The organism is Pseudomonas fluorescens (assembly GCF_900215245.1).
Classification (GTDB): domain Bacteria; phylum Pseudomonadota; class Gammaproteobacteria; order Pseudomonadales; family Pseudomonadaceae; genus Aquipseudomonas; species Aquipseudomonas fluorescens.
The window spans coordinates 312,489-335,927 of sequence record NZ_LT907842.1 but is presented as its reverse complement, the minus strand read 5'-3'; the positions used below and the strand labels follow the sequence as shown (position 1 = coordinate 335,927).

Annotated in this window: 23 protein-coding genes; 11 read left to right on the top strand and 12 right to left on the bottom strand. The window is 60.4% G+C overall.

The annotated features are described in order from the left end of the window. Positions 1-2 precede the first annotated feature (2 nt). The 5 genes from CPH89_RS01585 to CPH89_RS01570 are packed head-to-tail and all read left to right on the top strand — an operon-like array spanning position 3 to position 3,142. Positions 3-731: an adenosylcobinamide-GDP ribazoletransferase gene (locus tag CPH89_RS01585; protein ID WP_053257345.1), complete on the top strand. Its 729-nt coding sequence runs from the start codon at positions 3-5 to the stop codon at positions 729-731. Positions 732-773: 42 nt separating this feature from the next. Next, positions 774-1,178, top strand: a complete 405-nt coding sequence (locus tag CPH89_RS01580; protein ID WP_053257344.1) for a MarR family winged helix-turn-helix transcriptional regulator — start codon at positions 774-776, stop codon at positions 1,176-1,178. Between the two features lie 54 nt (positions 1,179-1,232). Further along, entirely contained in the window at positions 1,233-2,441 is a 1,209-nt protein-coding gene (locus tag CPH89_RS01575) for an MFS transporter (protein ID WP_053257343.1), read from the top strand. After that, entirely contained in the window at positions 2,438-2,560 is a 123-nt protein-coding gene (locus tag CPH89_RS30705) for a hypothetical protein (RefSeq protein ID WP_255311474.1), read from the top strand. The genes CPH89_RS01575 and CPH89_RS30705 overlap by 4 nt, the downstream gene beginning before the upstream one ends. A 33-nt stretch (positions 2,561-2,593) precedes the next feature. Continuing rightward, positions 2,594-3,142, top strand: coding sequence for a glutathione peroxidase (locus tag CPH89_RS01570; RefSeq protein ID WP_053257342.1), 549 nt, complete (start codon positions 2,594-2,596; stop codon positions 3,140-3,142). Between the two features lie 62 nt (positions 3,143-3,204). On the opposite strand, the gene CPH89_RS01565 is transcribed toward CPH89_RS01570, so the two are convergent. The 4 genes from CPH89_RS01565 to CPH89_RS01545 form a co-directional block, all read right to left on the bottom strand. Continuing rightward, positions 3,205-4,506, bottom strand: coding sequence for an OmpP1/FadL family transporter (locus tag CPH89_RS01565; protein ID WP_053257341.1), 1,302 nt, complete (start codon positions 4,504-4,506; stop codon positions 3,205-3,207). A 146-nt stretch (positions 4,507-4,652) separates the two neighbouring features. Then, positions 4,653-5,135 carry a hypothetical protein gene (locus CPH89_RS01560; RefSeq protein ID WP_053257340.1) on the bottom strand — a complete coding sequence of 161 codons (483 nt, stop codon included), beginning with the start codon at positions 5,133-5,135 and terminating at the stop codon, positions 4,653-4,655. A 276-nt stretch (positions 5,136-5,411) separates the two neighbouring features. After that, on the bottom strand, positions 5,412-5,636 hold the full coding sequence (locus tag CPH89_RS01555; RefSeq protein WP_007898912.1) for a hypothetical protein: 225 nt from the start codon (positions 5,634-5,636) through the stop codon (positions 5,412-5,414). Positions 5,637-6,079: 443 nt separating this feature from the next. Continuing rightward, entirely contained in the window at positions 6,080-6,385 is a 306-nt protein-coding gene (locus tag CPH89_RS01545) for a hypothetical protein (RefSeq protein WP_053257339.1), read from the bottom strand. 461 nt (positions 6,386-6,846) lie between these two features. On the opposite strand from CPH89_RS01545, the gene CPH89_RS01540 reads away from it, so the two are divergent. Both CPH89_RS01540 and rmuC read left to right on the top strand, forming a co-directional pair. After that, on the top strand, positions 6,847-7,170 hold the full coding sequence (locus tag CPH89_RS01540) for an SEL1-like repeat protein (protein ID WP_053257338.1): 324 nt from the start codon (positions 6,847-6,849) through the stop codon (positions 7,168-7,170). A 175-nt stretch (positions 7,171-7,345) separates the two neighbouring features. Next, positions 7,346-8,710, top strand: a complete 1,365-nt coding sequence (rmuC, locus tag CPH89_RS01535; protein ID WP_169875352.1) for a DNA recombination protein RmuC — start codon at positions 7,346-7,348, stop codon at positions 8,708-8,710. A gap of 102 nt (positions 8,711-8,812) precedes the next feature. On the opposite strand, the gene CPH89_RS01530 is transcribed toward rmuC, so the two are convergent. The 3 genes from CPH89_RS01530 to CPH89_RS01520 form a co-directional block, all read right to left on the bottom strand. Continuing rightward, entirely contained in the window at positions 8,813-12,283 is a 3,471-nt protein-coding gene (locus tag CPH89_RS01530) for a hybrid sensor histidine kinase/response regulator (RefSeq protein WP_053257336.1), read from the bottom strand. Between the two features lie 144 nt (positions 12,284-12,427). Next, positions 12,428-12,811 (bottom strand): YbaN family protein, encoded by a 384-nt coding sequence (locus tag CPH89_RS01525; RefSeq protein WP_053257335.1) that lies wholly within the window; start codon positions 12,809-12,811, stop codon positions 12,428-12,430. A 20-nt stretch (positions 12,812-12,831) separates the two neighbouring features. Beyond that, on the bottom strand, positions 12,832-13,419 hold the full coding sequence (locus CPH89_RS01520) for a UPF0149 family protein (protein WP_053257334.1): 588 nt from the start codon (positions 13,417-13,419) through the stop codon (positions 12,832-12,834). A 276-nt stretch (positions 13,420-13,695) separates the two neighbouring features. Here CPH89_RS01520 and recQ point away from each other — a divergent pair, with 276 nt between their 5' ends. Together recQ and CPH89_RS01510 are read left to right on the top strand one after the other, a co-directional pair. Next, positions 13,696-15,822: a DNA helicase RecQ gene (gene recQ / locus CPH89_RS01515; protein WP_053258024.1), complete on the top strand. Its 2,127-nt coding sequence runs from the start codon at positions 13,696-13,698 to the stop codon at positions 15,820-15,822. 121 nt (positions 15,823-15,943) lie between these two features. After that, positions 15,944-16,378, top strand: a complete 435-nt coding sequence (locus CPH89_RS01510) for a MarR family transcriptional regulator (protein ID WP_053257333.1) — start codon at positions 15,944-15,946, stop codon at positions 16,376-16,378. Between the two features lie 86 nt (positions 16,379-16,464). Here the strand turns inward: CPH89_RS01510 and CPH89_RS01505 are convergent, their stop codons facing one another. Next, complete coding sequence (locus tag CPH89_RS01505) at positions 16,465-18,654, bottom strand: patatin-like phospholipase family protein (protein WP_053257332.1); 2,190 nt, start codon at positions 18,652-18,654, stop codon at positions 16,465-16,467. 83 nt (positions 18,655-18,737) lie between these two features. Here CPH89_RS01505 and CPH89_RS01500 point away from each other — a divergent pair, with 83 nt between their 5' ends. Beyond that, positions 18,738-19,025, top strand: coding sequence for an Rdx family protein (locus CPH89_RS01500; protein WP_053257331.1), 288 nt, complete (start codon positions 18,738-18,740; stop codon positions 19,023-19,025). Between the two features lie 3 nt (positions 19,026-19,028). On the opposite strand, the gene CPH89_RS01495 is transcribed toward CPH89_RS01500, so the two are convergent. Together CPH89_RS01495 and CPH89_RS01490 are read right to left on the bottom strand one after the other, a co-directional pair. Then, positions 19,029-19,913, bottom strand: coding sequence for a DMT family transporter (locus tag CPH89_RS01495; RefSeq protein ID WP_053257330.1), 885 nt, complete (start codon positions 19,911-19,913; stop codon positions 19,029-19,031). Between the two features lie 99 nt (positions 19,914-20,012). Then, complete coding sequence (locus tag CPH89_RS01490; RefSeq protein WP_053257329.1) at positions 20,013-20,762, bottom strand: AraC family transcriptional regulator; 750 nt, start codon at positions 20,760-20,762, stop codon at positions 20,013-20,015. Positions 20,763-20,899: 137 nt separating this feature from the next. Here CPH89_RS01490 and CPH89_RS01485 point away from each other — a divergent pair, with 137 nt between their 5' ends. Then, positions 20,900-21,709, top strand: coding sequence for a UDP-2,3-diacylglucosamine diphosphatase (locus CPH89_RS01485; RefSeq protein WP_053257328.1), 810 nt, complete (start codon positions 20,900-20,902; stop codon positions 21,707-21,709). Positions 21,710-21,833: 124 nt separating this feature from the next. Here CPH89_RS01485 and CPH89_RS01480 read toward each other — a convergent pair whose 3' ends face one another. Together CPH89_RS01480 and CPH89_RS01475 are read right to left on the bottom strand one after the other, a co-directional pair. Beyond that, positions 21,834-23,027 (bottom strand): amino acid aminotransferase, encoded by a 1,194-nt coding sequence (locus CPH89_RS01480; RefSeq protein ID WP_053257327.1) that lies wholly within the window; start codon positions 23,025-23,027, stop codon positions 21,834-21,836. Continuing rightward, complete coding sequence (locus CPH89_RS01475) at positions 23,027-23,383, bottom strand: 4a-hydroxytetrahydrobiopterin dehydratase (RefSeq protein ID WP_017134918.1); 357 nt, start codon at positions 23,381-23,383, stop codon at positions 23,027-23,029. The genes CPH89_RS01480 and CPH89_RS01475 overlap by 1 nt, the downstream gene beginning before the upstream one ends. Between the last annotated feature and the right edge of the window lie 56 nt (positions 23,384-23,439).

Sequence of the window (23,439 nt, the reverse complement as noted above, 5' to 3'; positions counted from 1 at the left end):
CGATGCTGCCGTTCTGGATCGCCCTGCAATTTCTTAGCAGTTTGCCGATTCGTTTACCGGGCATGCCGCCGCCACGGGAAATGGGGCGCTCCTTGCTCTTTTATCCGCTGGTGGGTGTGTTGTTCGGCGTGCTGTTGTGGGGCCTGAATGCTGTATTGATGGGCGCGCCGCTGTTGCTGCATGCGGCACTGCTGTTGACGGCGTGGGTGCTGCTCAGTGGCGGCCTGCACCTGGACGGCCTGGCGGACAGCGCCGATGCCTGGCTCGGCGGTTTCGGTGATCGTGAGCGCACGCTGAGCATTATGAAAGACCCCCGCAGCGGACCGATTGCCGTGGTTACGTTGGGCTTGGTGTTGTTGCTCAAGTTCACGGCATTAGTAGCCCTGATCGAGCAGCATAACGGCGCGGCGCTGATTCTCGCGCCGCTGATCGGGCGTGCTTCGATGTTGGCGCTGTTCCTCACGACGCGCTACGTGCGTGCAGGAGGTTTGGGCCAGGCACTGTCGGATCACTTACCGAGGATCGTCGGCCAACAGGTGCTGATCCTCAGCGGTCTGGCCTGCATCCTGATCGGCGGTTTCAGTGGCGGTATTGCCGTTTTGCTGGCTGCGCTGTGCTTCATCGGCCTGCGCCAGCTTATGGTCAATCGGCTCGGTGGCACCACCGGCGACACGGCGGGCGCGCTGTTGGAGCTTCTGGAAGTCGCGGTTCTGGTGGGCTTGGCGCTGTAACACTTTCTTGCATTTCCTCAACTCCGGGTATATACACGCTCTATGCTTGCCTCCCAATGTTTATGCACCAACCTGCGACGCGCCGCCCGTGGCGTCAGCAGGCACTACGACGGCGCTCTCGACGGCTTCGGGATCAACGTCGCCCAGTATTCCTTGCTATGCAATCTGCAACGCCTCGACCAACCGAGCATTTCCAGCCTGGCCGAAGCCATGGGGCTGGATCGCAGCACTTTGGGGCGTAACCTGCGGGTGCTGGAAGGAGAGGGGCTGGTGCAGTTGGTCGAGGGGGATGACCTGCGCAACCGCCTGGTGCTGTTGACGCAAGCCGGCGAAGACCGATTGGCTGCCGCCTTGCCGGCGTGGGAAGCGGCGCAGCAAAAGTTGATTGATCGGTTGGGCGCCGAAAAGCGCGAGACGTTGTTGGCCTTGCTGGATGAACTCGCCTGAGCGCGAGTTTTTTTGACTACATGCGGGTATATACCCGCGAGCGGAGAATAAGAAATGACCTCGATGTGGCGCACCAGTGGATGGGTTCTTTTAGGCAGTGCGCTGATCCTGGCGTTGTCCTTGGGCGTACGGCATGGCTTTGGCCTGTTCCTGGCGCCGATGAGCAACGAATTCGGCTGGGGCCGTGAGACCTTTGCCTTCGCTATCGCCCTGCAGAACCTGATCTGGGGCCTGGCGCAGCCGTTTACCGGGGCGTTGGCCGACCGTTTCGGCGCTACCAAAGCGGTGTTTGTCGGTGGCGTGCTGTACGCCGTGGGGCTGGTGCTGATGGGCATGTCCGATTCGGCGTGGTCGTTGTCGCTGAGTGCCGGGTTGCTGATCGGGATTGGCCTTTCGGGCACCTCGTTCTCGGTGATTCTCGGTGTGGTCGGCCGCGCCGTACCGCCGGAAAAACGCAGCATGGCCATGGGCATCGCAAGTGCCGCTGGTTCCTTCGGTCAGTTCGCCATGGTGCCGGGCACCTTGGGGTTGATCGGCTGGCTGGGGTGGTCCGCCGCCTTACTGGCGTTGGGCCTGATGGTGGCGTTGATCTTGCCGCTGGTGGCGATGCTCAAGGACAAGCCGCTGCCGGTGATGGCCGGTCAGCAGACCCTGCGCGAAGCGTTGAAGGAGGCCTGCTCTCACTCTGGTTTCTGGCTGCTGGCGTTCGGCTTTTTCGTCTGCGGTTTCCAGGTGGTGTTTATCGGTGTGCACCTGCCGGCGTATCTGGTCGACCAGCATTTGCCCGCAACTGTAGGCACCACAGTGCTGGCCTTGATTGGTTTGTTTAACGTGTTCGGCACTTACACCGCCGGCTGGCTCGGCGGGCGTATGTCCAAGCCGCGTTTGCTGACGGGCCTGTACCTGTTGCGCGCGGTGGTGATCGTGTTGTTTCTGTGGGCGCCGGTCACTGAAGTCACGGCTTACCTGTTCGGCATGGCCATGGGTTTCCTCTGGCTGTCGACGGTGCCGCTGACCAACGGCACCGTCGCGACCTTGTTCGGCGTGCGCAACCTGTCGATGCTGGGCGGCATTGTGTTCCTGTTCCACCAGCTCGGTTCCTTCCTCGGCGGTTGGTTGGGCGGGGTGGTCTATGACCGAACCGGCAGCTACGATTTGATCTGGCAGGTGGCGGTGCTGCTGAGCCTGCTCGCTGCGGCCCTGAACTGGCCGGTACGCGAGCGGCCGGTGGCACGCTTGCAGACGCAGATGGAGGCGGCATGAGTTTCAACCGGTATTGGCTTGGCGCAGCAGTGGTGGCGACGCTTCTGCTGCTTTTAGCCTGGTGGGGTTGGCAGCGTGGCGGGCTGGCGGTGATGCAGTTGGGCATGTCGATCTGTTAAGTTCGTAACCTGGAAACTTTCAAGGACCACGACATGCAGATGCGCTGGCTTGCAGTACCCATCCTGATGGCGATTGGCAGTGTTGCCATGGCCGCCGATTGCCCACCGTTGCTGGCGGGTGAGTTGCCCAAGCTGCGGGCCAAGGAATCCATTGATTTGTGCCAGCGCTTCGCCGGCAAACCCCTGGTGATCGTCAATACCGCCAGCTTCTGTGGGTTCGCGCCACAGTTTAAAGGCCTCGAAGCCTTGTACCAGCGCTACAAGGGCCAAGGGCTGGAAGTGATCGGCGTGCCGTCCGATGACTTCAAGCAGGAAGCCAAGACGGGTGAGGAGACGGCCAAGGTCTGTTACGTGAATTACGGCGTGACCTTCACCATGACCGAGCCTCAAAAGGTCAAAGGGCCGGATGCGGTGCACTTGTTCAAGATTCTCGCGCAGCAGAGCAGTGCGCCGAAGTGGAACTTCTATAAGTACGTGGTGGATCGCCAGGGCAAGGTGATTGCCAACTTCTCCAGTTTGACCAAGCCCGACAGCCCGGATTTGATCAAGGCGGTGGAAGAGGCATTGGCCTCCAAACCCTGATCGTCGGCCATTAAAAAGCCCCGCTTCCTTGGCAGGAAAGCGGGGCTTTTTTACGGCTTGAATCAGAACTTGTACGTCACGCCCAGGCCAAAGCCGTTGGCGCTGTTTTCGTACTTGGACGCGTAGGTCTGACCCAGCGCGTTCTGCTTGTTCACCTTGACCGGCTCTTCCTTGAGGTAGGAGTAAGCCAGGTCGACAGTCATGTTATCCATCACCGCGTAGCCCAGGCCGACACTGAAGATCGTCCGGTCACCGGTAGGAATACGCGGCGAACGGTCAGTGTTGTTGGTAGGCGACTGGTCGAAAGTCAGACCGGTACGCAGTACCACTTGCTTGGTGAGCTGGTACGAGGTACCCAGGGCGTAGGCCCAGGTGTCGTGCCAGTTTTGCGGCTCTTTGATCTGACCGACGATCTGAGGTGCAAGTGCACCACCGGCTCGGGTCACGCCTTCGTTGTTGACGGTAATGTCTTTCAGGCGGCTCCAGCGGGTCCAGGTTGCACCGCCGTAGACCTTCCAGGCATCGCTCAGGTCTTGAGTGACCGAAGCGTCCCAGGATTCCGGGGTGTCAACTTTCAGCGACGCATCGTAGCGGCCTGCGCCCAGGTAGGCAGCTGGAACGCCAGTGCCCGGGGTTACGTCGGTGTGGCCTTCGAGCTTGTATTTCACTTTCGAGTGATAAGTCAGGCCAACGCGGGTGGTGTCGGTGGCTTGCACGAGGATACCGGCGTTGAAACCAAGGGCGGTATCGTCGCCTTTGACTTTGACTTTGCTGTCACCGGTGCCGGCCAGGCCAGGGAGCGGCAGCAAGCCCAGGTTTGGCTGCGATTCAAGGGTGCCGGAAATACGGTTGATGGTTGGACCAAAACCGATCGACACCTTGTCATTGAAGGCGTAGCTGACCGTTGGCTGGAAGGTAATGACCGCCACTTCACTTTTGCTGCCGAAAGCACGGCCCTGGAAGCCACGCTCGTAGTCAGTCTTCAGGCCGAACGGTGCGTACACACCGAAGCCGACTGCCCACTGGTCGTTAAGTTTGTTGGTGTAGAAACCAAAAGGGACTGCGGTGAACGGCACCATGTCGCCTTTGTTACTGCCGCGCGAGCGACCGCTGGCGTCTTTGATGTCGGTTGTTGCATCGATGGCTGCAACACCACCAGTGATTTGCTGGCCTTCAAGGCGAGCCATACCGGCCGGGTTACCATAGACGGTGCTGGCGTTATCGGCAGAAGAAGAGCGGCCTGCGAAACCCGTACCCATGCCGGCGACGTCTTGTTCGTTGAGGGCGAAGCCGCTTGCGAACAGTTGGGAGGATGCCATGGCAACGGCGAGGCTAAGTGTGGTCTTGAGCATTACTTTTTTCATTATTAGAACTCCGTGGTGATCACCGCTGCGGAAAGTATCAATAAATTTAAGTTAGCGCTATAGGCTGTAATGCCGGAGATAGAGCGGTTTTGTAGGACAATCCGACCAAAATCAACGTTTTTAGCCGAATCTTGCAAAACGCCTGATCAACAAGTGACCTGATTCATGGGTGAAACACAGGTTTGCCAGGCTTGAGTGAAATCTCGCAGCCGTCCTTGAGGGTGAAATATTTCCTTCCAGATACGCGCCATTGCTACTACATCACCCGGTTGCGGCAGTGTCGGGCGATGCTGTTCGACCAGCAGCCAGGCGATGGCGGTGGCATAACGCAGGTTCACCGTAAGTTCCACCTGGGGCGCACTGAGAAATGCATGTTGGCTGGCGAGACCGCGCACCAGGCTGGCGCGCTCGGGGTCGCGAGCGAGGTAGTCGTCCCAGAGGGCGCGATGACGAGGTTCGGTGATGCTGTACAGGCCGTGGCCGCGCCTGTCATGCAGGGCTGAACCGAGTTCCGACTGGCTGGCGGCAATGCCCAGCAGCAGGGATTCGGCTGTCGGATGATGGCGGCCGAGGTAAATCAACGTCGGCCTGATCACATAACGACACAATTCGCTGGCGGCGATACCCATACAGGCCTCAATCCATGAAAGTGGTTGACGAAACCTGAGAGGGGGAGCTTGGCAGCGGTGAATCGGACTCAGGCTCGTCGCAAGCGGATCATGCCGCTTGAGTTGAAGTGTAGTGTCATATTCACGATGTAAAGGACTGTTTTTAAAACATCTTCTTCATTTAGTTATAACGTTTATATCTATTCGTACTTAGTAAAAACGGCGGGACTTAAAAGCCAGGCAATAAAAAACCCTGCTTTTTAAACAGGGTTTTTGTATTTCAGCGACTCGGGTCGATCAGGCAACCAGTGCCTGACGGGTACGCTCGATCACAGCCTGCAGCGGTTCTGCGCTGGAGTATTGATCGGGGTACAGGCGTTCGCTGTGACGAGCGATACCGTGTTCGTTGACCAGGGTGAAGCTGAAGCAGCCTTTGCGAGCGGCCATGATCAGGCAGTTCATTGGTGCAAAAGCGTTGGTAAGGGTGCGAATGGCATCCTGAGTGTGGATTTGAGTGGACATATTATTGGTGTTCCTACAAATGACACGGATAAGAACCGTGCAACGTTAAAACGTTCCAGTAACGTCGATCACCATTGATCGAACGAAGAACCCGACTGGAACAAAGCAGCCAGTTTGAAGCGCTAATAAGTTAGGCGCGCTTGGGCTGGCAGGTAGGTACTTAGGAGGGCAGGCAACACAACAGGGGCAAAGGTTCTGGGCCCAGGGTGAAGATCCTGATCAATTTGCAGGTTGGTTCGGTCAGAGTATTGAAACTTCGCGACACCCTTTGCTTGTTCAAAGGCTGTGTCGTCGCAAGTGATACCTGGAAACCATCGAGGTGGTCGATCCCGTGTTGTTCAAGGGAGTTGTTCGACCAGAATTGACTTTCAGCTTGGTACTAACGCTGCGGATAGTAACGGATTGAAACAGGGAAGGGAAGTGTGCTAACCAAAAAACTTTAATCAGCCGCCTAACAACCCGCGATACACCAGCACGGTTGTTGCCGCCGCCAGTGAGCAGCCCAGTCCATACGCCGCCAGGGTCAGGCGCCAGGAACGGCCGGTCTCGATCACGTTCATCACGTCGCGCATGTCATTGATCCGGCCTTCTCCCAGCTCGATGCACAGGCTCACGGCGGTAAACGCTGCCGATAACAGGATGGCAATGGCAAACAAAGCACCATCGGGCGAGGGCAGGGCCGCGTTGATGCCCAGTGAGGTCGCACAGATGGCGAGCAGCAATAAGGCGAATAACAGGATTCCTTTCATCTGCCCCTACATGATGGTGGCGTCCTCGGTCGACCAGTGTGGCGAGCCGGGGCCGTTTTGAAAAGGCCCTTGGTTTGGCTTGTCGGTAACATTCTTTGGGCGGTTTGACGCAAAAAATGCCCGCGATATAACCAGTGGGTCGGTACTTGTGCACATTAGTTGCCAGGTGTGTAACCACTCTGTCAACCGCCTCGAAGCGCCCGCATTTGCCTGCAATGAAAATTTAAGTCAATGAAAAATATCGCTTTTTTTTATTGGTGAAAAAATCGTCAGTTTGACTGCGGCCCCCGTTCCATGGGGCTTTGGGCGAGTTAAAGGCGGGTTGTCCACTGAGTTATCCACAGCTTCTGTGGATTGTCCCAAGCGCTTGCTCTAGAACGGGCGTGTGGGTTTTTTCCGGCTTTACCTCTGCGAAAAAAAGAGTAGAGTGGCGCGCCTTCCGTTCTGTCCCACAGTGCTTTATGAAGTTTCGCTCAGTATCACCTTCTGTTACCGACACCCCTCACACTGTTACCGCACCCAAGCGTTTCTCCTTGAAAGTTGCCTTGTGGCTGCTCGACAGCCCGCGCCTGAGGCATAACACCAGCGTCAAGCACTTTGCCGGGCGTTTGCTCAAGCAGCCAGCACGTGAAGGGGTGGTTGCCGCGCAGAGCCGCCTGGGCCAATTGATGTGCCGTGAGTGCGGCAACGCCCGCGACCGTCGCATCGGTCACGACTTGTTACGGCTGGCCGCCCGCGCCGGCGACCGTCGCGCCCAGCGCGAACTGGGGCAGGTCGAAGACTGAGCTGTCCTCAAGCTCTGCGCTTGGTTAACCTTGCTCTTTTTCGGTGATGGCAGAAATGGCTATGGTTTTTGACTGGACCAGTATTGCCGTGGGGCTTGCTGGCGCTGCAGTGCCTTTATTGGCCGTATGCTGGCAGATTCAACGGCGGCTGACCGCGCGCATGGCGGGCTGGGAACTGCTTGAAGAGCGCCTAGCCACTGCGCAACTGGCCCAGGAAGGACTGGCGGCGCAACTCGACGCCAGCCGCGACGAGATCAGTGACCTCAGCCAGGCCAACGCTGCCAAACAAGCTGACCTGGCCGCCGTGCGCCGTGAGGTCGAGCTGCTTCAGATTGATCGCGACAACGCTCGCGACGCGGCCCACGCCTGGAACCTCGATCGCAGCGCCAAAGAAACCGAGCTGCGTCGTCTCGACGCGTTATCAGCTGCCTTACGCGCCGAGCTGCGCGAACAGCAGGAAAGCCATCAACAACGCCTTGCCGACCTGCAAGGCTCGCGTGACGAGCTGCGCGCGCAGTTCGCCGAGCTTGCAGGGAAGATCTTCGACGAGCGCGAACAGCGTTTTGCCGAAACCAGCCAGGAACGCCTGGGCCAGTTGCTCGACCCGCTCAAGGAACGCATTCAGTCCTTCGAAAAGCGTGTGGAAGAAAGCTATCAAAATGAGGCGCGTGAACGCTTTTCCCTGGCCAAAGAGCTTGAACGCCTGCAGCAACTGAACTTGCGTCTGTCCGACGAAGCCACCAATCTCACCCGCGCCCTCAAGGGCCAGAAAACTCAGGGTAATTGGGGGGAACTGATTCTTGAACGCGTGCTGGAACATGCCGGGCTTGAGAAAGGCCGCGAGTATCAGACCCAGGTCAGCCTCAAAGGCCCGGATGGCGAGCGTTTTCAGCCAGACGTGTTGATCATGTTGCCCGGCGACAAGCAGGTGGTGGTCGACTCCAAGGTCAGCCTCACGGCTTATCAGCAGTACGTTGCGGCGGAGGATGATGGGATGGGGCAGGCAGCGCTCAAGCAGCATGTGCTGTCCCTGCGCAATCATGTCAAGGGCTTGGCCGGCAAGGATTACAAGCGCCTGGAAGGCCTGCACAGCCTGGATTTCGTTCTTCTATTCGTCCCTATCGAGGCGGCGTTCTCCGCCGCGCTCCAGGCTGAGCCGAACCTGTTTCAGGAAGCCTTCGACCGTCATATCGTCATCGTCAGCCCGACCACGTTGCTGGCCACCCTGCGGGTGATCGACAGCCTGTGGAAGCAGGAACGCCAAAGCCAGAACGCGCGGGAAATCGCCGAGCGGGCCGGCTGGCTCTACGACAAGTTCGTGCTGTTTATCCAGGACCTGGATGAGGTGGGCAACCGTCTGCAACAGCTGGATAAAGCCTACAGTGCAGCACGGAACAAGCTGACGGATGGGCGCGGAAATCTCGTCAGCCGTACCGAGCAATTAAGGTTGCTTGGCGCCCGCGCCAGTAAAAGCCTGCCAGCTGATTTGCTTGAGCGGGCGATGACCGATGCAGACGGTGTGGCGCATCTGCCGGAATAAGTGCGGCGGATGCGCTAGCGGGCGTGTCGGCGATAACGCGGGTGGCTGGTCCACCGCGATCGCCGGCAAGCCAGCTCCCGCAGAGGCGTGTGTGCAGCGTTCCTACAGCGGGAGATGCCGACTCAACAGCGCCCGCAACGCTGCAGGCTTGACTGGCTTGGCCAGGTAATCCAACCCCGCCGCGTGCACCTCGGCCACCATCTCCGGCCGGCCGTCCGCGCTGATCACCACCCCGGGAATCGGCTCCGCCAATTGCGCGCGCAGCCAACCCATCAACTCGGTGCCGGTCTCGCCATGGTCCAGGTGGTAATCCACCAGTGCCAGTTGCGGGCGTACGCCCTCGGCCAGCAGCGCCGCACATTGCGCCTGGTCGGTGGCGGTCCACACTTCGCAACCCCAACGCGTCAGCAGGCTGCGCATGCCAATCAGGATGCTCTCTTCGTTATCCACGCACAGCACCTGCGCACCGCTGAGTGGCAAACCACTGTCCTGCGCGGCCTTGACCTGCGGGCTGGCCTGGTTGCGCGCCAGTGGCACACTCACGCTGAATACGCTGCCTTTGCCCGGCCACGAGCGCACGCTCAGTTTATGGTCGAGCACACGGCACAGGCCGTCGGCGATCGCCAGGCCCAGGCCCAGACCTTTTTCGGCGCGTGTCTGGTGGCTGTCCAAACGCTTGAACTCTTCGAAGATGACCGTCTGTTTATCCAGCGGAATGCCGGGGCCACGGTCCCAGACCTCCAGGCACAGTTCGCCTTGGCGTCGGCGTACCCCAAGTAGCACTGGACCGTCGGCATAGCGGAATGCGTTGGTCAGGAAATTCTGCAAGATCCGGCGCAGCAATTTGATGTCGCTGTCCACCCGCAAGCGACTGCCGCGCAGGCGGAACCGCAGGCCTTGCTCGCGGGCCAGTGCCTTGAATTCTGCGCCGAGGGTGTCGAACAGTTCATTGAGTACAAAGGGCTGTCGCTGCGGGTTGATCTTGCCGTTTTCCAGGCGTGAGATATCCAGCAGGTCGCTGATCAGGTCTTCGGCGGAGCGCAGCGAGCTGTCCAGGTGCTGCACCAACTGCTGCGCCTCCCGGGACAAACCGTCGTTCTGGTGGGAGAGGGCGGCAGAGAACAGCCGAGCGGCGTTGAGCGGTTGCATCAGGTCATGGCTCACTGCTGCCAGAAAGCGCGTCTTCGACTGGCTGGCGGATTCGGCCACGCCTTTGGCATCGGTGAGCGCCACATTCAGTTGCGACAGTTCATGGGTGCGCTCGGTGACCCGTTGCTCCAGGCCCTCGTTGGCCTCGGTGAGTGCCTGCTCGGCTTCCCGGAACGCGGTGATGTCGGTAAAACTCATGACAAAACCGCCGCCGGGCATCGGGTTGCCGATCAGCTCAATCACGCGTCCATTCGGGAACAAACGCTCGGACGTGTGGGCGCGGCCCTGGCGCATCCAGTGCAGGCGTCGTGCTACGTGCACTTCGGCTTCGCCCGGCCCGCACAGGCCGCGTTCGGCGTTGTAGCGAATGATGTCGGCAATCGGTCGCCCTACACTGATCAAACCTTCCGGGTAGTTGAAGAGTTCCAGGTAACGCCGGTTCCAGGCCACCAGCTTGAGTGACTGGTCGACCACGCTGATGCCTTGGGTGATGTTTTCGATGGCGCCCTGCAGCAGCGCGCGGTTGAACTGCAGCACCTCGGAAGCTTCGTCGGCGATCCGTACCACGTCCTCCAGCTGCATTTCCCGCCCTTCAATCGCAGCTTTTACGACAGCACGTGTCGAAGATGCACCGAGTACGCCGGCCAATAGCCGTTCGGTGTGGGCGATCCAATCGTTATCGGCATTCTGGTTGGGGTTAAACCCTTTGCCCTGGCGATAGGCGAAGCGGATAAAACTCTGCTGGGCGCGTTCTTCGCCCACAAAGCGCGCGGCGAGGCTGAGTAAGTCGCTGATCTGCACGGACAACATTGAGCGCGCACTGGCGCGCTGGCTGATTTCCTGGCCGATAAAACGCCCGGCCTGCCAATGCTCGGAAACCCGTGTGCGCGACAGCATCGACACCCAGACAAATAGCGTGAAGTTCCCCGCCAGGGAAAACACGGTGCCCAATGTGAGTGAGGTGACGGATAGACCAAATGGGTGCGAATGCATCCACGTCAGCCCGGGGAAAAGGCTGAACGACCAACCAAGACTTTTCGCGGTCACCGGCAGGACCAAGGTGTAGAACCACAAAAAGGTGCCCGCCGCCAACCCGGCAAACACGCCACGCCGGTTGGCCTGCTTCCAGTAAAGCGCGCCGAGCATCGCCGGGGCCAGTTGGGTGACGGCGGCGAAAGCGATCTGGCCGATGGTCGCCAGGCTCGCGGTGGAGCCAAGCAGGCGATAGCTCACATAGGCCAGCAACAGGATGATCACAATGCTGACCCGGCGTACCGACAGCATCCAGTGGCGGAACACTTCAAACGGCCGCTCGGCGCTGGAGCGGCGCAGCAGCCACGGCAGCAACATGTCGTTGGAGACCATGGTCGACAGCGCAATACTCGCGACAATCACCATGCCGGTAGCCGCCGACGCGCCGCCGATAAATGCCAATACCGCGAGGGCGGGATGCGCCTGGGCCATGGGCAGGCTGATGACGTAGGAATCCGGCAATACCGAGCCGGGCAATAGCATTTTGCCGCCGAGTGCGATGGGAATGACGAACAGCGCGGCGAGGATCAAGTACGCCGGGAACACCCATTTGGCGAGGCGCAAATCCTGCGGGTCGATGTTTTCCACCACGGTGACGTGAAACTGCCGGGGCAGGCAAATGATTGCCATCATCGCCACACCGGTTTGTACCACCATCGACGGCCAGTTGACGGTTTCTTTCCAGTATTCATCCAGGCGTGGTTCGAGCATCGCCTGGCTGAACAGGTCGCCGAAACCGTCGTACAGGCCGTAGGTCACAAACGCGCCGACGGCGAGAAAGGCGAACAGCTTGACCAGGGATTCAAACGCAATCGCCAGCACCATGCCACGGTGGTGTTCGGTCGCGTCGAGGTTGCGGGTACCGAACACAATGGTGAACAGCGCCAGCACCAGCGACACAATCAGCGCGGTGTCCTGAGCGCGGGTGCCGGTGGTGTCGGGGCCGGACCCGATCAGCAGGTTCACGCCGAGCACGATGCCTTTGAGTTGCAGGGCGATGTAGGGCAGCACGCCAACCAGGCAGATCAGCGCCACCACCACCGCCAGGGATTGGGACTTGCCGTAGCGCGCGGCGATAAAGTCGGCAATGGAGGTGATGTTTTCCTGCTTGCTGATCAGAATCATCTTCTGCAGCACCCAAGGTGCCAGCACCAGCAGCAGGACCGGTCCCAAGTAAATCGGTAAAAAGGCCCACAGTTGTTCGGCGGCCTGGCCTACGGCGCCGAAGAAAGTCCAACTGGTGCAGTAGACGGCCAGCGAAAGGCTGTACACCCAGGCGCGCACCCGTGGTGGCAGCGGCGCGTGGCGGCGGTCACCGTAGAAGGCGATGGCAAACATAATGGCCATATAGGCCAGGGCAACGGCGGCGATCAGCCCGCTGGACAGCGTCATGGTAACTCCGAGCGTAAGAACACCCGGGCATTCCAGGCCCGGTTGGACAGTCTCGCATGATGCTCGGGGTTAGTCAGTGTCGACCAAGGTCGTGTTTAGGCTCTGGCGGGCAAACCCGTCTCCCACACAGGGCAGCGCCCACCGTTATCGCGGTGGCAAGGTTTTCTGGCGCAAGATATAGAGCGTTACCAGAACGGCACTGGTCAGCATAAAGCCGCGAGCCCACGGCAGTGGCACCAGGTAACAGGAGAAACCGATGCTCAGCCACATCAAGCCGATTGCATAGACCTTGCCCTTGAGCGGAATACCATTGCCGTCCAAGTAGTCTTTGATCCATGGGCCCAGGCGTGGGTGTTCCACCAGCCAGTGGTAGAAACGTGGGGAGCTTCGAGCGAAGCACGCGGCGGCGAGCAAGAGGAAGGGCGTGGTCGGCAATACCGGTAGGAAAATGCCGACAACCCCCAGCGCTACGCTCAGCCAGCCGATGGCCAGCAGCCCGTAACGCAGGAGCAGCGAGCGATTGCCCATGGGTGCCACGGGCAAACGACTCAGTGGTGACGTGGCTTGAGGATCGCCGGTTTTTCGTCAGGTGCGTTGCACAGCAGGTACAAGGCGGTCAGGGCTTCCGGGATCTGGACGATCATGTCGTCCATCAGGTTGGCGTCGGCGGCGATGTCGGAGAATTCCGGCTGGTCATCGAACAGGCCCGAACCGACCATGATCGGCAGCAGCATTTCGCTGACTTCTTCTTCGGCGGTTTCGAACCAGGCGGCTTCGCGCAGGAACACCCCTTCCATGAACCCGATGCACCAGCCGCGCAGGTCGGAATCATCCGGCTCTTCGCCCAGGTCGAGGTCGCAGGGCAGTTCGAATTCCTCATCGGCAGCCAATTGGCGACCGATGTGGGCCTTAAGGGCCAGCAGGGTGGATTCGATTTCCTCACGCTGGGCGGCGTCGGCGTAGTGAGGTTCTTCGGCGAACAACGCGTCGATCCATTCACGGTCAGGCACGACTTCGGAGCAAATCGACAGGGCGGTCAGGTAGCCGTGAGCGGCCACGTAGTCCAGCGCCTCGTCATGCAGCTCATCGGCGTCGAGGAAGGCTTGCAGGCGGGTTAGTTGCTCAGCGAAGGACATTGAAGGACTACCTTGGGAATAAACGATGCTGAATTCTAGGCTTTCTTGAGCGCCCAGGCCAGCCACACTGCATATTTGCCAGGTTTTAGATAGCGGCCGCTATTCGTCAGTGGCGCCCTGTGCGAGGTAACGCTCGGGTATACTGCCGCGTTTTGTGATGCCCCTGCAGGCCAAGCGCCAATCCGAGAAAACTTCGCTTACGGATTATTTCCCGTGACCCCGCGTTTTTTCGGCCAGCCTGTACAGAGGGATTTCGGCACCATTTTGGAGTTTTACATGCTCGAGCAGGCTCAACGCGTCCTCAAGGACATCTTCGGCTACGACAGTTTTCGTGGCCGCCAGGGTGCGATCATTGAGCGCGTGGCCAGTGGCGGGGATGCCCTGGTCCTGATGCCTACCGGCGGTGGTAAATCGCTGTGCTTCCAGGTGCCGGCCCTGTTGCGTAACGGCTTGGCCGTGGTGGTGTCGCCGCTGATTGCGTTGATGGACGATCAGGTTGCCACCCTTGAGGAACTCGGCGTTGCCGCGGCGTCCTTGAACTCCACCCTCAGTGCCGAGCAACAGCGCGACCTGGCGGCGCGAATCAAGCGCGGTGAAGTGAAGATGCTGTACCTGGCCCCCGAGCGTCTGGTGCAGCCGCGCATGCTGGCTTTTTTGCAGAGCCTGGAGATCGCGCTGTTCGCCATCGACGAAGCCCACTGCGTGTCGCAATGGGGCCACGATTTCCGTCGCGAATATTTGCAACTGGGCCAGTTGGCCGAGCTGTTCCCTGACGTGCCGCGTATCGCGCTGACTGCCACCGCCGACAAACGGACCCGTGAAGAAATCGTCGAGCGCCTGCATTTGCAGAATGCCGAGCGCTTCCTGTCGAGCTTCGACCGACCGAATATTTTCTACCGCATCGTGCCCAAGGAGCAGCCGCGCAAGCAGTTGCTGGCGTTCCTGTCCGAGCGGCGCAGTGATGCGGGCATCGTGTATTGCCTGTCGCGCAAGAAGGTGGATGAAGTGGCCGCGTTCCTCTGTGAGCAAGGCTACCCGGCGCTGCCGTACCACGCGGGCCTGCCGAATGAAACGCGCTCCGCCCACCAGAAACGCTTCCTCAACGAGGAAGGCCTGATCATGGTCGCGACCATCGCCTTCGGCATGGGCATCGACAAATCCAACGTGCGTTTTGTGGCGCACATGGACCTGCCCAAATCCCTTGAGGCGTACTACCAGGAGACCGGTCGCGCCGGCCGTGATGGCTTGCCCGCAGATGCCTGGATGGTCTATGGCCTGCAAGACGTGGTGATGCTCAAGCAGATGCTGCAGAACTCTGAAGGCGATGAGCGCCACAAGCGCCTTGAGCAGCACAAGCTCGACGCCATGCTGTCATTGTGCGAAGAGACCCGCTGCCGCCGTCAAACATTACTGGCGTACTTTGACGAGGACATGCCCGAGCCGTGCGGCCACTGTGACAACTGCGTGGATGGCGTGCAGACCTGGGACGCCACCGAGCCGGCACGTCAGGCCCTTTCGGCCATCTACCGCACCGGCCAGCGTTATGGCGTTGGCCATCTGGTGGATGTACTGCTGGGCAAGGACAACGAAAAGGTGCGCAGCTTCGGCCACGAAAAACTCTCGGTCTACGGCGTCGGCAAGGCCCGTGCAGAAGGTGAGTGGCGGTCACTGTTCCGGCAGATGGTCGCGCGCGGCTTGGTGGATATCGACCTGGAAGGTTATGGCGGCCTGCGCCTGAACGACAGTTGTCGGCCGCTGCTCAAGGGCGAAGTGAGCCTTGAGCTGCGTCGCGACCTCAAGCCGCAGACCACCGCCAAAAGCAGCACCAGCCAGGCCAGCCAGCTGGTGCGTGGCGAAGAGCGCGAGCAGTGGGAAGCCTTGCGCACCTTGCGGCGCAAATTGGCGCAAGAGCACAGTGTGCCGCCTTACGTTATTTTCCCCGACTCGACCTTGCTGGAGATGCTGCGCGAGCAGCCGACCACGATGGCCGAAATGGCCCGGGTCAGCGGCGTCGGTGCGCGCAAGCTGGAGCGTTACGGGCAGGCCTTCCTCGAAGTGCTCGGCGGCCAGGCCGAAGCGCCGAAGGAAGTTGCCGATATTCGCCACGAACTGATCAGCCTGGCGCGTGCCGGCATGACCCCGATCCAGATCGCCGGCCAACTGCAATGCTCGGAGAAAAACGTCTACACCTTGCTGGCTGAATCCATTGGCAAGCAGCAGTTGTCGCTGGAGCAGGCCCTTGATTTGCCGGAAGATCTGCTCGGCGAAATCCAGGACGCATTCCTCGACGGGGAAGGCGAACTGCCACCTGTTGCGGAGATCGCGCCGTTGTTTACCGGGCGTGTTCCGGAAGGGGTTTTGTACTGCGTGCGTGCCGCTTTGCAGTCGGAATTCGAAATTTAATGTGCCAATTACGACAATGTAACGAATCAGTACATAGCAACTCTTGCCTCATGGCATGGCTCATGCTTAGCTGACTAATAATTAGCCATACTTTATTTTCAGTCTAAATCACGAGTTTTTTATGCCTTTAACCGATCAACACCGCTTTGGCATGCAGTTGGCGCAAATGTCCCGAGGTTGGCGCGCCGAGCTGGACCGCCGTTTGGCGGGCTTGGGCTTGTCCCAGGCACGTTGGCTGGTGCTATTGCACCTGGCCCGTTTCGAGGAAGCACCGACCCAACGCGAGTTGGCACAAAGTGTCGGGGTAGAAGGCCCGACCCTGGCACGCCTGCTCGACAGCCTGGAAGGCCAAGGCCTGGTGCAACGCCAAGCCGTACTGGAAGACCGGCGTGCCAAGCGCATTCTGCTGTGTGACACCGCCCGCCCTCTGATCGAACAGATTGAAACCATTGCCACGGCCTTGCGCCATGAACTGTTTGTGGGCGTGGATGAAGAGGATTTGCGCGTGTGCATGCGAGTCCACGGGCATATTTTGGCGAATCTGGAAAAGCCCTGAGGTAGCGCCTGACTGATGCCGGGCAGGTCGTTGTGGCGAGCCTGCTCACCGCACAGGCGCCTCCCACATTCGATGTGTGCCGGGCTCTAGAAGGTCTGGCCCAGGTTCAGGTACACCGCCTGCTGCTTATCATCATTGAACCCATAGCTGAAATTCAGCGGCCCCAGCGGCGTATCAAACCCGAGGAAAATACTCGCGGCGTTGATATACCCACTGTCGAACTGATTGTCGTTGTTCCACGCCCGCCCGCGTTCCAGCGAAGCGCCGAGGTACAGCGGGAAATCCAGTGGCAGGTACGAGCGCGGTGTCAGCCGGCGGTAGTACACCGCCCGCATCAGCGCAATGTTCTGCCCCGAGATCGAGTCTTCGCGAAAGCCCGATAATTGCCGCGCACCGCCCAGCAGGAAGCTGGAAATCACCACGTCGGATTTATCCAGCGTGCGCCCGTAGCGCCCGCCCAGTATCAACGTGTCCGGGCCGTGGCTCATGGCCTTATCCAGCTTGAACTCCCATTGGCGGTAGCGTTGGTCCGAGCCCAGGCCGGGTGCGAACTCGCGGAAGGCCAGGCCAATGTCTTCGCCGGAGTGGGGGAAGTACACGTTGTCCAGCGAGTCGAAGGAGTACTTCAGCTCATAGAAGCCCTCGCTGAAGCTCACGCTTGGCAGGTCGCGCTCGCCAATGCGCACATCTGCCTTGCCCCAGGCTTCGCCGACGCCGAAGCGAATTTCGCCGTTGTTACCAATCTGGCGCCCCACATTCAGGCCAAAACCGTAGCGTTCCAGGCGGTATTCGGCGATGGGGTCGCTGTCCAGAACCAGATCAACGTTCTGCGCCTGAGCACTGAGATAAGGCGCGACGAAGTAGCGTGAGCCCACATCTAGTGGCTGGAAGAACTCGCTGTACAGTTCCTGACGGTCACCAATCTGCACCCGTGTCAGCCATTCGGCGCCGAGACGGTTAATGCCGTTCATGCGGTAACTGGCACCGAGGTTGTAGGCACTGGCGCCGCGCATGTCATCCGACAGGCTGAGGCCCAGGCGCAAATAATCGGTGCCGCTGCGTTTGCCGCGTGCGCTGATGACCAGGGTGTTGTCGCGGCCTTTTTTCACCACGCGGTATTGCACCTGCTCGAAGTAATCCAGGCCGTACAACGTGCCCATGTCGGTTTGCAGGCGGTCCAGGTTCAGCGGCTCGCCCAGGGTTTGGCGGATGTAATAGCGGATCACGTCATCGCTGACTTTTGAGTCGTTCTCCACGTTGATCGCAGTGATGATCGGCGTGCGTTCGCCCGGGGTGCGCGCCTCCACCAGTTGCGGGTCGACCGGTTCGGCGGGGCGCAGGTGTGCCAGGCGTATATCGAGCGCGCGGGTGGCGCGGTAGCCGGCGTCGATCATGTCCTTGGCGCGGCCAAAGTCCGTCACGCCATAGGCGGCCAGGGGCGGCTGGATCAGCACGTCCTTCGGATGCAGGGCCTTGAGTTGCTCCTCGGAATTGCGCCGGGTCATCAGGGTGATGGACTGGTTGAGCACGTCGACGACGGTCGCCAGTTGTTTGCGTGAACGCAGCGGCGTACCGATATCCACCACGATAGCAATGTCGACACCCATCTCCCGGGCCACATCCAGCGGGATATTGTCGGTCATGCCGCCGTCCACCAGCAGCCGCCCGTCCAGCTCCACCGGGGCAAACACGGCGGGGATCGACATGCTGGCGCGGATGACCTGAGGCAGGTGGCCTTTGTTGAACACGACTTTTTCGCCGGTGGTGATGTCGGTGGCCACTGCGCGGAACGGGATCGGCAGTTTGTCGAAATTACGCGTGTTGCTGGCGTGCGCGAACATGCTTTCCAGCAGCAGAGCCAGGTTCTGGCCCTGGATCACGCCGAGCGGCAGGCCCAGACTGCCGTCGTCGCGGAAACTGAGTTTTTGTTTGACCAGGAAATCCCGGTCATCCTGTTTGCGTCGAAACGGCACATCCTCCCGCGGTGGCGCATCGGACAACGCCTGCTGCCAATCGATATTCAGCGCGAGCTTTTCCAGCTCATCTATCTTGTAGCCCGAGGCGTATAAACCGCCAATCACCGCGCCCATGCTGGTGCCGGCAATGGCATCAATCTGAATACCTTGCTCTTCCAGGGCCTTGAGCACGCCTATATGCGCCAGGCCACGGGCGGCGCCGCCGGACAACACCAGGCCGATTTTCGGGCGGGGTGTTTCCACGGCGTTGGCAAGGAGTGGCAGCAGGCACAGGAAAAGGCAGGACAACAGGCGGCGCATCATGTATCTCGGGCTGGGCGATAAAGGCCGGTATTATAGCCACTCGATCCTCCCAGCCTGTTATGCCAGGAACCTCTCAAATTATGTCTGCAAGCAAACCCGAAATCGTCATTACGTATTGCACCCAGTGCCAGTGGCTGCTGCGCGCCGCGTGGCTGGCCCAGGAGTTGTTGAGCACGTTCTGCGACGACTTGGCGCGCGTGACGCTGGAACCCGCCACCGGTGGCGCGTTTCGCATCACCTGTGACGGCGTGCAGATCTGGGAGCGCAAGGCCGACGGTGGTTTCCCGGAAGCCAAGGTGCTTAAACAGCGCGTACGCGATCAGATCGACCCGCAGCGGGATTTGGGCCACAACGATCGAAACGCGTGAAGGTCATGCGGTTGCAGCGGGCTGTTTGGCCTGGCTGGCACTGCCCATCAACCCCGACAGTACGATGGCGATGATGATCAGTGCGCCCCCCAGCAGCATGCGCAACGTCGGGGTTTCGGCAAACAGCAGCCACGCCGCAGTGATGCCGTAGACCGGCTCCATGGCAAACACCACCGACGCCGTACGTGCCTTGATCACGGCGAGGCTGGCGACAAACAGGCTGTGGGCCAGGCCGGTACAGAAAACCCCCAACAGCCCGATCCACAACCAGTCGATGGCCCGCACCTGCGCCAGCCCCGGCGCGGCCAAGGGCAACAGGCAGGCCGCAACTACAACGTTCTGGCACAGCGCTGCCTGCACCGCCGGAATGCGCCCGGAACTGGCGCGATTGTTCAGCGACAGCAGTGAAAACAATAGCCCAGAGACAATGCCCCACAGCAAGCCGCCGGTGGCTGCACTGGCGAGGTTGAAATCCGGCGTCACCAGCACCAGGCCGATGCTGACCAGTACCACCAGCAGGATTTCATTGGCGCGAATGCGCTCGCGGAAGATCAGCCCTTCGAGCATCACCGTAAAGGCCGGGAATGCGGTAAAGCCGAGCGTGGCGACGGCGACCCCGGCGACTTTGACCGCAATGAAGAAAGTCACCCAGTGCGCCGCCAGCAACACGCCGCTGACCAGCAGCCGACGCCAGTCGCGCATCTGCAGCTGTTTCCAGGGGGTATTGCTGGCGAATCGCGCAAACACCGCCAGGGCAAGCACGGCAAAGGCGGCGCGGCCAAACACAATGATGGCGGGCGAGGCGGCCGCCAGCTTGCCGAATACGCCGGTAAGGCCAAACATCAATGCGCCGATATGCAGGGCGCCGAGGGCTGAACGGGGAGTCATTGCGATCCTTGAACCAACGGGGTGTCAGCGTCGCAGTCTAGAGGGTCGAGGGCGCTGGTGTCTGTCGCGACGCTCGCGATGATTAACGCAGGGCTCTTGTCAGGCGGCCCGACGCAACGCGCCGGGTGAGGCGCCGAATTCGCGCAGCATGGCCGCAGAGAATGCGCTCTGCGAGGCATAGCCGACACGTGCGGCGATCTCGCCAATGGCCAGGGCAGTCTCACGTAAAAGCCCGAGCGCCATGTGCAAGCGACGGCTGCGTAGATAGTCCATCGGCGTTTGTCCGCACTCTGCCATGAAGCGTGCATGCAGGCGCGGCACTGAGAGCTCGGCGATCCGTGCAAGGTCGGCAACCTGCAGCGGGCGCGCCGCGTGCCGCTCGATGTGGGCGTTGAATGCCGCATAGGGCAGGCGCTTGCCCTGCATCGGGCGGGCCAGCGGGTGGTTAAGGCTGGCCAGTAACAACACCGCGCCTTGCTGGACGATCAGCGGATCATCCACCGGGCTGTGCGCCAGCCATTGCACCAACTGGCTTTGCCGGGAATCCAGGGCCAGGCGCGCCGGTTGATCGAGCAGGCGGCGGCTGGCGTCGGCATGTTCGCCCAGGGATTGCACCACCCAGTGTTCGGTGGGCACATCCAGCACCAGGCAGCGGCTGCCGTCGCGACTGCCGCAGGTATGGTGGGCGGAGAACGGCAGCACCATCACGCTGCTTTCGTGCACCTGGCTGCCACGGCCGTCGACTTCCAGGTCCAGGTGCCCGGACAGGCCGAACACCAACTGCGCATGCTCATGGCTGTGGGCGAGGGGGGCTTCGATGTAGTGGCGCAGCGTGAGGGTCGGTCTCATCGCGGTCTCCTGGGCAGCATGGCGCCAGTCTACAACGCTTTGCGGCAGGCGAGCGCTGTCATCAGACTGACGCAGGTCTGTCATGGGCTATTAATCGCAAGGGTGCAAGCTCGCGAAAACACCGTCGAGGGACGCCCATGACCAGTGCCGAATTCGTTAAGCCCAGCCGTAAGCAACGGGTGCGTACCCTGTGGATTTCCGACGTGCACCTGGGCACCCGGGATTGCCAGGCCGAGCACCTTTCGCAGTTCCTCAAGGGTTACCACGCCGACAAGGTGTACCTGGTCGGCGATATTATCGACGGCTGGAAGATGCGCGGCGGCATGTATTGGCCCCAGGCCCACACCAACGTGATCCGCCGGCTGCTGACCATGGCCAAGCGCGGCACCGAGGTGATTTATGTCACCGGCAACCATGACGAATTTCTACGCCGTTATTCCAAGCTGATCCTGGGCAATATCCAGTTGGTGGACGAGGCGGTGCACGTCACCGCTGATGGTCGCCACCTGCTGGTGATCCACGGCGACCAATTCGATGTAATCACCCGTTACCACCGCTGGTTGGCATTTCTCGGTGACTCGGCTTACGAGTTCACCCTCACGTTGAACCGCTGGCTCAATCACTGGCGTGCGCGCTATGGCTATGGCTACTGGTCGCTGTCGGCGTACCTCAAGCACAAGGTCAAAACGGCGGTGAGCTTTATCAGTGATTTCGAAGAGGCGATCGCCCACGAAGTGACCAAACGTGAGCTGCATGGCGTGGTCTGTGGGCATATCCACCATGCGGAGATTCGTAAGGTCGGTGAGGTGGATTACCTCAACTGCGGGGATTGGGTGGAGTCATGCACGGCATTGATCGAGCATTGGGATGGGCATATCGAGTTGTATCGGTTGGCGGATGCGCAGGCAAAAGAGGCACAGCTAAAAGCTGAAATGGTCGCGGGCTAAAGCCGGGCGCGATCCAAATGTGAGAGCGGGCTCGCTCGCGAATGCAGTGTGTCAGTCAATGCATCTGACGACTGATTTACCGCATTCGCGAGCGAGCCCGCTTCTGCATTTACTTGCGGTCGCTTCAGTTGGAAACGTCGGCGATCGCCTGTGCGAGCAGGCTCAAGCGTGTCGCATCGATACCTGCGACGTTAGCGCGCCCCGAACTGACCATGTACACGCTGTGCTTCTCCCGCAGGTGTTTCACCTGCTCGGCACTCAGGCCGGTATAGGAAAACATCCCGCGCTGCGCACCGATGTGCGCAAACCGTTCGGCCAACCCGTGTGGCGCCAGCGCCTCCACTAAGCCGGAGCGCAACTGTGCAATCCGCGAACGCATGGCTTCGACTTCGCCGCTCCATACCTGCTTGAGCGCGGCATCGCCGAGGATGGTCGCGACCACTGCGGCGCCATGATCCGGCGGTGTCGACCACAAGTTACGCGCGATATTGGCCAGTTGGCTGCGCACGTCCGTGAGTTTTTCGGCATCTGCCGCACACACGATCAATGCACCCACACGGTCGCGGTACAGTCCGAAGTTTTTCGAGCAGGAACTGGTGATCAGCACTTCCGGCAGTTCGGCTGCCAGCAGCCGTACCGCCCATGCGTCCTGCTCCAGACCGTCGCCGAAGCCCTGGTAAGCAAAGTCGATCAACGGCAGCAGTTGGCGCTCGCGCACGATTTGCAGCACTTGGCGCCAGTCATCCTGGGACAGGTCGAAGCCGGTCGGGTTGTGGCAGCACGCGTGCAGCAACACCACATCGCCCTTCGGTACTGTGGAGAGCGTCGCCAGCATCGCTGCCACGTCCAGGCGGTTGTCCGCACCCACGTACGGGTAATGGCTGACCTTCAGGCCGGCCTTGGCGAAGATGGTTTCGTGGATCGGCCAGGTCGGGTTGCTCAACCACACGCCACGGCCGGGCAGGCTGTGGGCGATAAAGTCGGCGCTCAGGCGCAGGGCGCCGGTGCCGCCCGGGGTCTGGGTCGCACCGGCACGGCGTTCGCGGATCAACACTGAATCGGCGCCAAGCACCAGTTCGCTGATCAACGTGCCGAACGCCGCGTTGCCGTGCCCGCCGATGTAGGTTTTGGTGGTTTGAGTGTCGACCAGGCGCTGTTCGGCGAGTTTTACCGAATGCGGAATCGGTGTCAGGCCCTGGTCATCCTTATAGACGCCCACGCCCAGGTCGAATTTGTTCGGGTTGCTGTCCTGGGCATACAGGTCCATCAAGCCCAGGATGGGGTCGCCGGGCACGCGGCCAATGGCATCGAAATGCATTACTTGCGGCCCTCGGCGTCCTTGGCCACTTCGTCGGTGCGCGCGGCCATGATGAAGTCGTTGCGGTGCAGGCCCTTGATCGAGTGGCTCCACCAGGTCACGGTGACTTTGCCCCACTCGGTGAGCAAGCCTGGGTGGTGGCCTTCGGCTTCGGAGATTTCACCCATGGCGTTGGTAAAGGCCAGGGCGAATTTGAAATTCTTGAACAGGAAAACTTTTTCCAGCTGCATCACGCCGTCGCGGACTTCGATGTTCCAGTCGGGAATCTGCTTGATCAGTACCGGCAGCTCTTCGTCGCTGACTTGCGGGGCGTCGGCGCGGCAGGCTTCGCAGTGGGCTTGGTTCAAGGTGGTCATGTGTGTGTCCTGAATTCGAGTGTTTGAAAAACGGTCGTCAGTAGCGTCACCCTAAA

Coding starts and splice junctions, on each gene's coding strand:
- CPH89_RS01585 (WP_053257345.1), top strand. CDS start 3: ATGCTGCCGTTCTGGATCGCCCTGCAATTTCTTAGCAGTTTGCCGATT.
- CPH89_RS01580 (WP_053257344.1), top strand. CDS start 774: ATGCTTGCCTCCCAATGTTTATGCACCAACCTGCGACGCGCCGCCCGT.
- CPH89_RS01575 (WP_053257343.1), top strand. CDS start 1,233: ATGACCTCGATGTGGCGCACCAGTGGATGGGTTCTTTTAGGCAGTGCG.
- CPH89_RS30705 (WP_255311474.1), top strand. CDS start 2,438: ATGAGTTTCAACCGGTATTGGCTTGGCGCAGCAGTGGTGGCGACGCTT.
- CPH89_RS01570 (WP_053257342.1), top strand. CDS start 2,594: ATGCAGATGCGCTGGCTTGCAGTACCCATCCTGATGGCGATTGGCAGT.
- CPH89_RS01565 (WP_053257341.1), bottom strand. CDS start 4,506: ATGAAAAAAGTAATGCTCAAGACCACACTTAGCCTCGCCGTTGCCATG.
- CPH89_RS01560 (WP_053257340.1), bottom strand. CDS start 5,135: ATGGGTATCGCCGCCAGCGAATTGTGTCGTTATGTGATCAGGCCGACG.
- CPH89_RS01555 (WP_007898912.1), bottom strand. CDS start 5,636: ATGTCCACTCAAATCCACACTCAGGATGCCATTCGCACCCTTACCAAC.
- CPH89_RS01545 (WP_053257339.1), bottom strand. CDS start 6,385: ATGAAAGGAATCCTGTTATTCGCCTTATTGCTGCTCGCCATCTGTGCG.
- CPH89_RS01540 (WP_053257338.1), top strand. CDS start 6,847: ATGAAGTTTCGCTCAGTATCACCTTCTGTTACCGACACCCCTCACACT.
- CPH89_RS01530 (WP_053257336.1), bottom strand. CDS start 12,283: ATGACGCTGTCCAGCGGGCTGATCGCCGCCGTTGCCCTGGCCTATATG.
- CPH89_RS01525 (WP_053257335.1), bottom strand. CDS start 12,811: ATGGGCAATCGCTCGCTGCTCCTGCGTTACGGGCTGCTGGCCATCGGC.
- CPH89_RS01520 (WP_053257334.1), bottom strand. CDS start 13,419: ATGTCCTTCGCTGAGCAACTAACCCGCCTGCAAGCCTTCCTCGACGCC.
- recQ (WP_053258024.1), top strand. CDS start 13,696: ATGCTCGAGCAGGCTCAACGCGTCCTCAAGGACATCTTCGGCTACGAC.
- CPH89_RS01510 (WP_053257333.1), top strand. CDS start 15,944: ATGCCTTTAACCGATCAACACCGCTTTGGCATGCAGTTGGCGCAAATG.
- CPH89_RS01505 (WP_053257332.1), bottom strand. CDS start 18,654: ATGCGCCGCCTGTTGTCCTGCCTTTTCCTGTGCCTGCTGCCACTCCTT.
- CPH89_RS01500 (WP_053257331.1), top strand. CDS start 18,738: ATGTCTGCAAGCAAACCCGAAATCGTCATTACGTATTGCACCCAGTGC.
- CPH89_RS01495 (WP_053257330.1), bottom strand. CDS start 19,913: ATGACTCCCCGTTCAGCCCTCGGCGCCCTGCATATCGGCGCATTGATG.
- CPH89_RS01490 (WP_053257329.1), bottom strand. CDS start 20,762: ATGAGACCGACCCTCACGCTGCGCCACTACATCGAAGCCCCCCTCGCC.
- CPH89_RS01485 (WP_053257328.1), top strand. CDS start 20,900: ATGACCAGTGCCGAATTCGTTAAGCCCAGCCGTAAGCAACGGGTGCGT.
- CPH89_RS01480 (WP_053257327.1), bottom strand. CDS start 23,027: ATGCATTTCGATGCCATTGGCCGCGTGCCCGGCGACCCCATCCTGGGC.
- CPH89_RS01475 (WP_017134918.1), bottom strand. CDS start 23,383: ATGACCACCTTGAACCAAGCCCACTGCGAAGCCTGCCGCGCCGACGCC.